The sequence below is a fragment of the Paenibacillus sp. S25 genome, assembly GCF_019454085.1.
GTDB lineage: Bacteria > Bacillota > Bacilli > Paenibacillales > Paenibacillaceae > Paenibacillus > Paenibacillus polymyxa_B.
In genome coordinates this window covers 50,876-62,841 of sequence record NZ_CP073683.1, presented here as the reverse complement: position 1 = coordinate 62,841, position 11,966 = coordinate 50,876, and the positions used below count along the sequence as shown (strand labels likewise).

The following is an 11,966-nucleotide window of genomic DNA, read 5'->3' as shown; positions in this document are numbered from 1 at the left end:
AGAATAGCGCACACCATAGGTTCTACAGTATGCGCTCACGTATATGTTCAAAATGATAGAAAGTCGATTGCAGCGGCTGTTGGCTTTTATAAGCTAAGAAGACGACAGCCGTTTATTTAACAATAAATGTACACAACGTTCCGGTGTCTGTCAAATCACGTTAGCGATAATCTTCCATTTAAAAAGCTCCGGAAAACCCATAATACCTGGTTCCCCGGAGCTTACATATACGCTTATTCAACTATCCATCGGATGATTAGGTCGTTGTCGGTGGAGTACCACCGGAGTTGCCCGAATTGTTATCATCCTCTGGCTTTTGCAGATTAGGGATATCATTCGGTTGATCCGTTGTATTCTTAGGCTCGTCATCCTTACCTTGAATACGTACACGGACGTCGCCAATGTTGTCGATCACAGGCTCACCGTTTTCCGGTGTTCCTTCTCCCTCAGTCGTGCCACCATCCAAAGAACCTGTCTCAATCAAACGTTTGATTTGTTCAAGTTCCAAGGTTTCTTCTACCAGCAAGGTTTGAGCAATCAAATGAACCTCTTTGGAATACTTGGTCAGGAGTTCTCTAGCACGCTCATAAGATTCAGTGATGAAGCGATTCATCTCCTGGTCAATCTGATAAGCGATCTGATCACTGTAGTTCTGCTCATGACCGATATCACGTCCAAGGAATACTTGGCCTTGTGAAGTACCGAACTGCATCGGACCAAGCTTCTCACTCATACCATATTCTACGATCATGCTGCGTGCAATGCTTGTCGCTTGCTGGAAGTCGCTATAGGCTCCCGTTCCGATCTCACCAATGAACAGTTCCTCGGATACGCGTCCACCCAACAATCCAGTGATTTTGTCCAGCAATTCCTGCTTGGTAGTCAGCATGCGGTCTTCCTTCGGAAGCATGATGACATATCCGCCTGCACGTCCACGTGGAATAATCGTTACCTTGTGAACCATGTCGGCATTTTCCAAGAAGAAACCAATAATCGTATGGCCTGCTTCATGATAAGCAACAATTCGTTTCTCGCGGTCACTGATTACGCGGCTGCGTTTTTCTGTACCTACGATAACACGGTCGATGGCTTCATCTACTTCTCGCATCGAAATATCTCTGCGGTTACGACGAGCCGCCAACAAGGCAGCTTCGTTCAACAGATTTTCCAGGTCAGCGCCTGTAAAGCCTGTTGTACGTTTCGCAATTACGTCCAATTTAACATCCTTCGTTAATGGCTTGTTGCGAGCATGTACATACAATACTGCTTCACGGCCTTTAACATCTGGACGATCAACCGTAATTTGACGGTCAAAACGTCCTGGACGAAGCAACGCCGGGTCTAAAATATCCGGACGGTTTGTAGCCGCTACGATGATGATACCTTCGTTTGCGCCAAATCCATCCATCTCTACGAGCAATTGGTTGAGCGTCTGCTCACGTTCATCATGTCCGCCACCCAATCCGGCGCCACGTTGACGTCCAACGGCATCAATCTCATCAATGAAAATGATACAAGGTGCGTTCTTCTTCGCATTCTCGAACAAATCACGAACACGGGAAGCACCGACCCCGACGAACATTTCTACAAAATCAGAACCCGAGATGCTGAAAAACGGTACTCCGGCCTCGCCTGCAACAGCTCTCGCCAAGAGTGTTTTACCCGTACCTGGAGGGCCCACTAACAGGACACCTTTTGGAATACGAGCGCCCACAGCTGCAAACTTGCGTGGGTCCTTCAAGAATTCTACGACTTCGACAAGCTCCTGCTTCTCTTCGTCAGCCCCTGCCACGTCCTCGAACGTAACCTTCTTCTTCTCTTCGTTATACAGACGGGCTTTGCTCTTGCCGAAGTTCATAACTTTGCCGCCACCGCCCTGTGCCTGATTAAACAGGAAGAAGAACAACAGGAACATGATCACCAAAGGAATGATAGAAGTCAAAAACGTCAGCCAAATGCTTTCGCCTTCCATTTTCTTCTGCACGTATTCAAACCCGTTCGTTTCGCTGGCATTCACCAGTTCACTTAGTGCTTGATCCGTTGGTGGAACATATACGGAAAAATTGGTCGATTTAGCATTAGCCGGCTGCTTCTTATATGCACCGGTTACAAGATAGGCGTAACCGTCAAATTGGACCGTTACTTTAGAGATGTTATTAGCTTTAACCTCTTGCCGTAATTGGTCATATCTAGGGAGATCGGAGGCTTCGTTACTGTTGCTAACAAACTGAACGATACCCACCACAACTAAAAAAAGAATCAAATAAAAACCAGAATTCCGGATGAACCGATTCATCCCCTACCTCCTCTCGAGACACTTAAGTTATTTTACCATAGCCTGTAAGTCCTTCTCAACAAAGGGCCTTATTTAGTCCTAGGACTGGAGGCTGAGATTAGCTGGTGTAGATTTCCGGCTTTAAAATCCCTATGTATGGGAGGTTCCGGTAGTGCTCGGCATAGTCCAGACCATAGCCGACAACAAACGCATCTGGAAGCGTAAATCCAGTATAATCTGCTTCAAGATTAACCGTCCGGCGTGCAGGCTTGTCGAACAAGGTTACGACACATACCGAATTGGCATTACGATTCTTAAGCAGTTCAATCAAATGCGTCAGCGTCAGGCCGCTGTCGATAATATCTTCGACAATCAGAACGTCGCGTCCTTCCACAGATGCGTCCAAATCCTTAATGATTTTGATGATACCTGAGGATTTTGTGGACGCTCCATAACTTGATACAGCCATGAAATCAAGCTCCAACGGCACTGTAATGGATTTAACCAAATCAGCCATAAAGATAAACGCACCTTTCAGCACGCAAATCACCAATGGATTTTTTCCTTCATATTTTACGCTGAGCTGTGCACCCAATTCCTTAATTTTACTCTGAATTTCTTCTTCGCTGATCAATATTTCCTGAATATCATTTTGCAACGGTGTAAACCTCCTAAGTTTATACTATGAAAGCCGTTCCTGCGCAATTACCGGTGCCCCGGACTCTCTCGTCTTTGCCATGACATATATATAACCGAAGACGTGTGCTTTTGCACCGCGGCATGTACAGAACGTCGTACGCCCGGAATCCAGAGAATAGCTCCAGAGTGGTCGCAGACGATGGGAATAACGGAACGCATTGAAGGAGGTATTTTTTCATCAATAAAAATATCTTTAACCTTTTTTCTTCCGTTTAATCCCATTACATACATGATATCTCCAGGTAATCGCGAGCGTACAGTCAAAGGCAGACTCAATTGATCTGCGTCGAACCACGCTTCCTCCTTATTCGCCGGATGGTCCGCATCCGAATAGGAAGCCCTTCGCCACCGAAGTATACCACCTGCCTCAGGCAACTCTAGCTCACCGGAAATAGGCAATACACTTAGTCCATAGCACCATTCGCCCATAACGACTTGCGTACGGTCAAACAAAACCGCCTGGTCATATTCGCGGACTCCAACCGCACCGCCTCCCAAATCCAAACTCCATGTAGACGATGCCTCTTGGAGAAGTCTTAGTCGAACGGTCTCAATTTTACGAAAATCAAAATTTTCACTGTCCGAAGGCAGATAATTTAATATTAGTTTAATCAACCTCCGTTGTAAAGCAACGGATAGCTTACGGTATGAAGCGATGGGAAACATGTACCTGCCATTATCCAAGCTCACCATTTTCTCGTATGCTGACAGCGTAGATGCCTCCATAAAGTCATTTTCGTCAGCCATCGTTTCGGCCAGCCGGTTCAGGGACGGTGTCAGTCGCTCATTATATTGCCCCAAAAAAGGAAGCACATCCATGCGGATGGCGTTACGGCGGTATTTGGACGATAAATTAGTGCTGTCTATCACATAGGAAAGACCATAAAAGTTACAAAACTCAATCAGGTCAGCCTTGTACATACGTAGCAGCGGGCGAATGAGTTGCACATTTTTTTCCCTGCGCGCCAAACGCATACCCGCCAAGCCTGCTGGGCCGCTACCACGCAGCAAGTGCAAAAGAACCGTTTCGGCTTGATCGTCGCCGTGGTGGGCCATTGCAATATGCTGTGCTTCCCACTTTGTAGCCATATCATGTAAAAAGCTGTAGCGCAGCTCGCGGGCTGCTTCCTGTGGTCCCTTCCCGCTCTCCTTCATATAAGCGGGTACATCCACCCGAGTCATTTCAAATGGAAGTTCAAGCTTTCGGGCAATATTGCGTACCTCTTCAGCCTCCGCATCTGATTCCTCTGGTCTGAAGCCATGATGAACGTGAGCGCAGACGAGTTGTAAAGGCATATGTATAACGGATATTTCATGTAAAATGTGCAAAAGGGCCACCGAATCCGGCCCACCGGATACAGCAACCACAATGCGGTCTCCGGGGCTCCACAGTGAATGATCTCGCGCCAAGGCGAGCACTTCCTGTACAACACCGGTCGGTTTTGTTGTTCCCATTCACGACCCTCTTTTCTCCCGACCGTAAAAATGATGATCATCTGTTATCTTATGTAAGTCATGCTGCTACCTTAACGCAATCCAGAGCGCTCCGGCAAGCAGCAAAAGCGATACCGTAAAAGCATATCCCAGCCAGCGTGGGTTCCCTCTTTTGACCGACGATTGCCTGACATGTGCGGAAGCCAAACGTGACCAAGATCGGGCCGCTGCACGAGTATCGGAATATTCTCCACGCACTGCACCCAGTAGCCATTCGGCATAGGGGCGTAATACACGGCTGCGGCGAATGATGACCGTCAATTCTGCCGTATTACGCAACTGTGGCAGCCTGCTCGCAGCCGCCTTTAACGATTCGCTCTCCAATATATGAATCGTTAGAAGAGCGAAGGCAAATAGGTCATACTGGGAATCGGCATTTCGGCTGCCAGCATTCCAGAATCCCCTGTCATACCATTCTGTAAATTGTTTAACACTCCGACCAGCAAGAGACACCCCACCGTAGTCAATTAATTCAGCCTCTCCATAGGCATTGACCAAAATATTCTGCGGCTTCAGGTCGCCAAACACCCATCCTGCCTGATGGAGATCCGCCAGACGATTCAGTATACCGGTTCCAGCCACACCATACCATTCCGGCCCTTTGGCCGCCACAAAACGATGAAGCGGATCACCCTTAACATATCGCATAACATAAAAGGGGATTTCTCCGCTGCGTAACACTACATCATCCACCTCAAACAAAAAGGAAGGATTTCCATTTCGCTGAAGGGCGGCCTGAGTCCCCTGAGACTGCAATGTGGTTAGCACATTAATCTCTGATTGCAGATCAAGCGTGTTCTTCCCCATTTTCAGAGCAAATTGCCGATCGGCCTGTGCTTCTTTTACCAAATATACAGTTCCGTTCGCTCCCCGGCCCAGCAAGCGCTGGATGACATAGCTGCTCCGCTTCCACTTGCCCTTGATGACCGTTCCGGGTGCAAGAACGGGATCAGACGACGTAGTCACCGAGCATCCCTTCTCCTTTGCCATAGGATTCTTCCAGATCTTTCTGTTCTCCTAGTGTAACATATCGGTAATAATCAATCACTTGTAAAATGGCAGGACCTGTCGGTGTTGCCCCTTTCATCCGCAAGCGTCCAAATATCGATTTGATCTGGTTAAGCTCAGAGGTCCAACCGATATCCATGACTGCGTCTTCTCCCATTTTTCCGCCCGGAAAATGAAATACAGATATACGGCTGTGTCCACTTCTGGACTGTAAACTGAGCAGCAAATCACGAATGCTGTCCTCTACAGCAGGCAGCTTGGGCTTCATGCTCGCACTTGCATCAATGAGCAAAGCAATCTCCAGCGTGCTTGTTTCTGTCAGCTCATCCATCACCTCAACTACTTGGGCTCGTTTGGCCGGAGGAAGTTCGCCGATATGTTTAGCGCCACCCTCACCCAGAATGTGCGTTAACTCTCTATTAACCGCCTGCTGAATGGTTTGAACCACGGTCTTGCGCGTCATCATCTGCATGGTCTGCGCCAACTGTTTCGTCCCTACGATTTGGCTAAACCCTCCCCCTGCTTTAGCAATTTCTTGAATCTCCGCACTGCCAAGCTCGCCAATAGTTCCATAATCTATGACTCCGGCGACGTTCACTGTAATACCTTCCCGTAAAGCTTGGGCAGCCGCCATGACCGGACTAACACCTACATTCGAGCATCCGTCTGTAATGATCAAAATTTGCTTCATCGTTTTTTGACCTCCGCTTCCTCTTAATCTATCCCGATAGATTCTATCTTTGCCTAATCCGGAACGATTCAAACGAAGGATGCGGATTTTTAAAAACGAATAAGGAATTTCCCGGGCAATGTCGGATTAGCTCACCGTCCGTGGACGTTCCAACCACCTCATGCCAGGTACATGGAGAGTTGCCCACTCTGGGCGGAAGTGATCTATTTTACTAACGACTACTGTCATATCATCATAGATTTGATTTTGTTGGTATCGAATAACCCTTTCTAGTAAACAGTCGGCCAACTGCTGTGGATCTTCGCTTTCAATTTCCTGAATCATGCGTTTCATCCATATTTCCTTATTAACCGCATAACCCGGTGAGTCGTATATACCGTCTGTAATCATAATGAGAATATCACCCGGCTGGAGCTGCAGTGATACCAGATCAATTTCAATATCCTGTATAATGCCAATCGGCAAGTTGCTGGCAGATACGGGAATGACCTCCTCCCCTCTTTTAATAAAACTCGGCGTAGACCCAATCTTCATAAAGGTTGTCTGGGCCGTGTACTGATCAATCAGCGCCATATCGACCGTAGCATACATTTCCTCAGGTGATCGCAGCATCAGGACAGAGTTAACCGACTTGATCGCCAATTTTTCGTCCATACCCGATTGCAGTAATTCCTCCAAAATGTTAAGTGCTGCACTGCTCTCTTGCTGCGCGCGCTCTCCGTTCCCCATACCATCGCTTAAAGAGACTGCAAAAGTCCCGTTCCCTAGCTCCATCATGCTGTAGCTGTCTCCTGAGAAAAAATCGCCTCCTTTGGCGGCACTAGCTACTCCTGTAGCAATCTCATACGTTTTAGCAGAGCCGAACATGACTGTAGCCAAGCCTTGGCGGCGATCTGCCTCCGTTTCGCGCATCACAGCTATATGCTCGTCCAGTATGTCCGACAGAAGTGGAGCAATGATTTTCCGACATTCATCAAATCCCCTTGTATAGGCATGGACAATCTCAATTTCTACCTGACCTGCATCCAGGTTAATGATCTCAATGGATTGAATGGACAAGCCCAGTCTATCAAGAGCCTCCCGTATTTGCTCCTCCTGCCGATGCATGGTCTGCCCTTCCCGCTGAATTTCTCGCGCTAAATCCTCCATGATTTGTGATACACCCGATAGTTGGTCAGCAACAAGCTGACGACTATCGTATACTTGGCGCTTCCACTGCATATTATGTTGGTAGAGGCTATACTGCTGCTTCATCACTTGCAGGACAGCACCCGTTTTAGCACATGCCTTGCTCCATTGCGGCGGTATCTGATCTGGTTCCAAATCCGGGTTATCCTCAATGGCGCTCATCATTTCCGTCATATACTGATGAGTTTGCATAAACTTGCCGTCCCAGCACTGCTCACACTTGAAGCAGGAGGCACATGTCCCTTCCGCCACCGCATTCATAAAGTGTTCGATTTCACCATCCGACTTCGTGCTCTCACTCGCAGATATCTGATGAAAGCTGCGGGATAGCTGACTGAATACACGGGAAAACTTCGTTACCCGCTCTGCGGTGAGATCGCGGACCCTTTTGGCATACTCATGCTGAGATTTGGCGTGGTCCTGCGTACCGGGAACATAGGTAGAAACCGCTTTAAAGAAACTTTTTGGGGTCATTAAGAATAATAGAATTGCCGCACAGCTCTCCCAGGTTGACGTCAGCACGTCTCCGGTCCCGTCCAAATAGATCGTCAGAATTGAGGAGCCTAGCAGCATCCCAAGCGCAACAGCACCTTTTTTCCCTTCACGCAGCATTCCTGCCAGCAAACCTGCAAAAGCGAGTAAACTCATCTGCACAATTGCAGACATATTGGCCAAGCTTAAAATTAAGCCAGTAATTACACCAACCGATGCACCGAGCGAAGCACCTCCCACCAAAGCAAACACCAAGACCAAATATCGCGACAGTACATGATCGACAGACAATGAATGAACAGTCCATCCTACTGCTCCCGTCATCACAGAGGCTAATAAAATAATAAGACATAAAATTTCCTCATTCTTGAGCTGGCTTGTCTTCTTGCGATACGTAAACAACGGTATGGCCTGCGTGAACACCAGCGTAAGCATAAAGCTGAGAACCGCATCCGTTCCCACAATGATAAGTTCATACCATGTAAAAGTTGGAGCCATCACGGCGTTAAATAAATTGACCATAAACACCGACAAGAAAACCATAAGCGGTGCATAGGATAATTCCAGACGGTCGAAGGTTCGTAGCCCGCGGTAGAGGAGATAAAATACCAGTAGCTCGCCACCAATCATAAATAACGATGGGTAAGGAGCTAACAGGCTGCCTAACACAACTGATACAGCTACAGGCAGCATCAGATCACGCCGAAGAAACGTTATGACCGCAAAATAAGCGAGGGCAAAGGGAGAAAGCTCGTCCAAAATAGTGGCGCGTCCCAGTAGAACTCCCATAGCTGACAATAGCAGCATCCATCTTTGCGCCGTTACCCATTGCACCACTTTATGTGATTCCAGCCGTTTCTTGAGTCTGGAAGACCAACCTTCCGTACGCTCTTTGGATTTGGACTTTCTAGATTTTAACCCCGGAAAATGTACCACGTTCCATTTCTCCATCATGCGTCAGGCACCCCATTCATCAATTTGATGTTCCCATCTTAAACCGGAACGATTGAGAAAGTTTGTCAGAACCTCACGTCTTATTCCAAGAAATTTCCGACAAAAAAACGTTCTGCGCGAAAGGACAGAGCACCACTCCGAACATCAAGCTACGCCCGTATGGAAGCTGATGGAAGAAGCGTCCCGCTCCTCCTTGCATGACCTCTCGATGTCGTCCATCCCGATGCCCAGACTAGCGATTTGCACAGAAGATAGACGGAAAACCGTTGGAGTTTGTCGGACGATTATGTCCTCACGACAAAAAAAACATCCACTTTTCAGCATCGTAGCTCTTATCTTCTTCGTCGAAATTGCGAATCTCATAAATGCCCGTACGACTAACCACTGGATTCAGCGCCGACAGCCACTGCTTATCGCATCTGTTGTCGGTAGAACGCAAAAAAACCGTAGCAGTCTCTCGACTGTACGGTTTTCCGTGTATGATTGATACGGTTGTCAAAGTGAATTAAACACGCTTCGCGCCGCGTCCTCCGCGTTTACCTTCGGTGTTCTTTTTCAGCGACGAAATGCGTTCCTCACTATCTTTCAGGAAGCGTGACATTTTATCCTCAAATGAAGGTTTACCCGGTGCAGGCTTGAAAGAACGGCCTCCACGATCGCGGTTGAAACCACCGCCACCACCACCGCGTCCTTGACTTGGACCTGAACCTCCACCGCCGAAACGGTCGCCTCCGCCTGGTCCTCCTGTACGCTCCGGTCTTGGAGCTCTTGGGGGACGGGCTTCACTTGCCGGCTTGTCAATCGTTTGCTTAATGGAAAGTCCGATTTTGCCATCTTTGTCAACATTAATGACTTTCACCGTCACAACATCATTAATCTTCAGGTGGTCGTTAACATCCTTAACATAGTTATCGGCGATTTCCGAGATGTGAACGAGACCCGTGACACCTCCAGACAAATCCACAAATGCTCCAAAATGCGTGATGCCTGTCACTTTGCCCTCTAACTTGGTGCCCACTTCAATTGCCATAGAATAAAATGATCCTCCCTTAAAATATACAACCGATTTTTTTGCAAAAAAATCCCGCTGTGGTGATTTGATTATACAAAATGGCGGAACCAAGGTCAACTAAGCATTGGCCCGATAATGTTCCTATTTCTGATCTCCGATGATTGGCGTCTCTTCCGGTTTGTAAAGACCGTACTTGCTTCTGGCAATCTCGCCAATGTACTCAGGGTCCTTGAGACGATTCACTTCGGTTTGAAGCTGTTGTTCCGTTTGTGTAGCAGCTTGCTTCTGCTTTTCCTTCTGGGTGAGCTGTTCACTTCGATCGGCCATAATCATGCCTTGAGAAAAAAAGGTAAAAATTGCCCAACTACCAAAGGCGGCAAGCGATAGCAACCAAATCATGATTCGCCTGCGCCCGCCCGCGTTGGACTTGGACGTAGAAGATGAATGGCGATCTACAGACGAATTACGCATGATACTACCTCCTTCCAAACCATCTTTTCGCTGTGTTTTTCAGTCTGATACCCAGCTTCACAAGCAACAATGGAGTCTTCCAGCGCGCTTTAAGCGGACCGATCAGCCATAGGATCGGCTTCCAAACCGGCATCAGGATGTATATCAGCATCCTTCCCAGGAACACAATAAGTGCCCATGTCCATCCGACCAGCTTGCGTAACAGCCGATACAGCGCTAACACCGGAAGAACAATCAGGATGCGCAGTATGCTGTTCACGATCAACGTCAGTCTGCGAACTATCTCTAATAACATTACCACAAAACGTTGGGTTGTAACACTAAAGGCCCAAAAATAGAGCCAAACCCCCAAAAGTAGTCCTAAAAAGACATAAAACCGCAGCTCACCGCGATTGCTCGCGTATAGCACACGGAAAATAAACAAAGCCGAGGCCACCCAGTACAGCACGTCCAACATATGAACGCTCCAGCGGGCAAAATGAAAGCGGATGGACAGCACCCGGTAGCTGTCAAACACCACTCCCATGGCTATGCCCGACAACAGCATCCACGTCAACGTCAGCCATTGCGTGTAAGGATTCATTTGAAGATCTTGCCGAATAGGCTTTTTCCGTTTTTGGCCGGGGCCCCGGGCTCCAGGTAGACGAGGGAAGTAATCAGACCTTCAATGGACAACAGCCCCTCTTCTAGACTGAGGTTTTTGATATGTAAATGTTGTCCGCGAATGGTGAGATGGCCCAGCTCGGTCTGAAGCAAAAATTCTTCACTGTCAAAGCTCTCCACATTGCTGACGCCTGAAATATCGAGCTGCTTGCGGCTTTGCATGCGCAGATCATGGTGCTTGGACTTCCCTTGTTCAATCATGGCATGTACCCCTCCTTCTGTTCTTAGCTTATGAAGGAAGCCGTATGATTTAGAACCGCTTTTGCTGTTAATCAAGCATATGATGGACGAAACCTCGTCTTCTAAAGAAAAAAAGCACTCCTTCATAAAATAATGAAGGAATGCTTTCATGTACAGTTATGAGAAAATCAGATGTCTCTTACCAGTTCAAACCATTATCCCTGGCAATAGGCTCTTCCTTTACCAAAGTGTACATACTTGCAGCCTCGTCCTTGCGTGTAGTGTCGGCGAGCCGTTCCACTCGCACGGTCACCAGCTTCTGGCCAAACTGGACGGTAATTTCATCGCCTACTTTGACCGCACTGCTCGGCTTGGCTTCGCGTCCGTTCACCAGTACTCTCCCTTGTTCGGAGACGTCCTTGGCAACCGTACGCCGCTTAATCAGCCGCGAGACTTTCAAGAATTTATCAAGACGCATTAGTTAACGGCTTCTTTAAGCTTATTACCGGCTTTAAAAGCAGGAACGGTTGATTCTGGAATTTCAATCGTGTTGCCGGTTTGTGGATTGCGGCCTGTACGGCTGGAACGCTTGCGTGTTTCGAAAGTACCAAAGCCGATCAGTTGCACTTTGTCGCCGCTAGCGAGTGCATCTGTAATTTCACCAAGAACGCCATTCAATACAGCTTCAACGTCACGTTTGCTCAAACCGCTTTTGCTGGAAATATTGTTGATCAGATCTGTCTTGTTCATAAGATAAAAGCCTCCCAAATGTCAAAAAATAATCATCACGTTGCATGTCCATTTATGGAGCAGACGTGAGGTCCAACTGTGGCCGAAGC

Annotated in this window: 12 protein-coding genes; all 12 read right to left on the bottom strand. The window is 47.7% G+C overall.

Annotated elements, in window-relative coordinates; translation table 11 throughout:
• Positions 1–256: 256 nt before the first annotated feature.
• Positions 257–2,296, bottom strand: coding sequence for an ATP-dependent zinc metalloprotease FtsH (gene ftsH, locus KAI37_RS00285; RefSeq protein ID WP_028542511.1), 2,040 nt, complete (start codon positions 2,294–2,296; stop codon positions 257–259).
• Between the two features lie 97 nt (positions 2,297–2,393).
• On the bottom strand, positions 2,394–2,933 hold the full coding sequence (gene hpt / locus KAI37_RS00280; RefSeq protein WP_023986447.1) for a hypoxanthine phosphoribosyltransferase: 540 nt from the start codon (positions 2,931–2,933) through the stop codon (positions 2,394–2,396).
• Between the two features lie 47 nt (positions 2,934–2,980).
• Positions 2,981–4,429: a tRNA lysidine(34) synthetase TilS gene (gene tilS, locus KAI37_RS00275; protein WP_076294547.1), complete on the bottom strand. Its 1,449-nt coding sequence runs from the start codon at positions 4,427–4,429 to the stop codon at positions 2,981–2,983.
• A gap of 66 nt (positions 4,430–4,495) precedes the next feature.
• Entirely contained in the window at positions 4,496–5,434 is a 939-nt protein-coding gene (locus KAI37_RS00270; RefSeq protein WP_023986445.1) for a protein kinase domain-containing protein, read from the bottom strand.
• Positions 5,418–6,167, bottom strand: coding sequence for a vWA domain-containing protein (locus tag KAI37_RS00265; protein WP_023986444.1), 750 nt, complete (start codon positions 6,165–6,167; stop codon positions 5,418–5,420). Before KAI37_RS00265 ends, KAI37_RS00270 begins: the two co-directional genes overlap by 17 nt.
• A gap of 126 nt (positions 6,168–6,293) precedes the next feature.
• Positions 6,294–8,801 carry a stage II sporulation protein E gene (spoIIE, locus tag KAI37_RS00260; RefSeq protein WP_081366784.1) on the bottom strand — a complete coding sequence of 836 codons (2,508 nt, stop codon included), beginning with the start codon at positions 8,799–8,801 and terminating at the stop codon, positions 6,294–6,296.
• Between the two features lie 505 nt (positions 8,802–9,306).
• Entirely contained in the window at positions 9,307–9,831 is a 525-nt protein-coding gene (locus KAI37_RS00255; RefSeq protein WP_014279051.1) for a S1 domain-containing RNA-binding protein, read from the bottom strand.
• Between the two features lie 123 nt (positions 9,832–9,954).
• Positions 9,955–10,284 carry an FtsB family cell division protein gene (locus KAI37_RS00250; protein WP_013308137.1) on the bottom strand — a complete coding sequence of 110 codons (330 nt, stop codon included), beginning with the start codon at positions 10,282–10,284 and terminating at the stop codon, positions 9,955–9,957.
• Between the two features lie 4 nt (positions 10,285–10,288).
• Positions 10,289–10,867 carry a spore cortex biosynthesis protein YabQ gene (yabQ, locus tag KAI37_RS00245; RefSeq protein WP_220030530.1) on the bottom strand — a complete coding sequence of 193 codons (579 nt, stop codon included), beginning with the start codon at positions 10,865–10,867 and terminating at the stop codon, positions 10,289–10,291.
• Complete coding sequence (gene yabP, locus KAI37_RS00240; protein ID WP_025721693.1) at positions 10,864–11,148, bottom strand: sporulation protein YabP; 285 nt, start codon at positions 11,146–11,148, stop codon at positions 10,864–10,866. Before yabP ends, yabQ begins: the two co-directional genes overlap by 4 nt.
• 178 nt (positions 11,149–11,326) lie before the next feature.
• Positions 11,327–11,605 carry an RNA-binding S4 domain-containing protein gene (locus KAI37_RS00235; protein WP_016818913.1) on the bottom strand — a complete coding sequence of 93 codons (279 nt, stop codon included), beginning with the start codon at positions 11,603–11,605 and terminating at the stop codon, positions 11,327–11,329.
• The gene (locus KAI37_RS00230; protein ID WP_007428028.1) at positions 11,605–11,877 is read right to left on the bottom strand and encodes an HU family DNA-binding protein; all 273 of its coding nucleotides are present in this window, start codon (positions 11,875–11,877) and stop codon (positions 11,605–11,607) included. The genes KAI37_RS00235 and KAI37_RS00230 overlap by 1 nt, the downstream gene beginning before the upstream one ends.
• Positions 11,878–11,966: the final 89 nt, after the last annotated feature.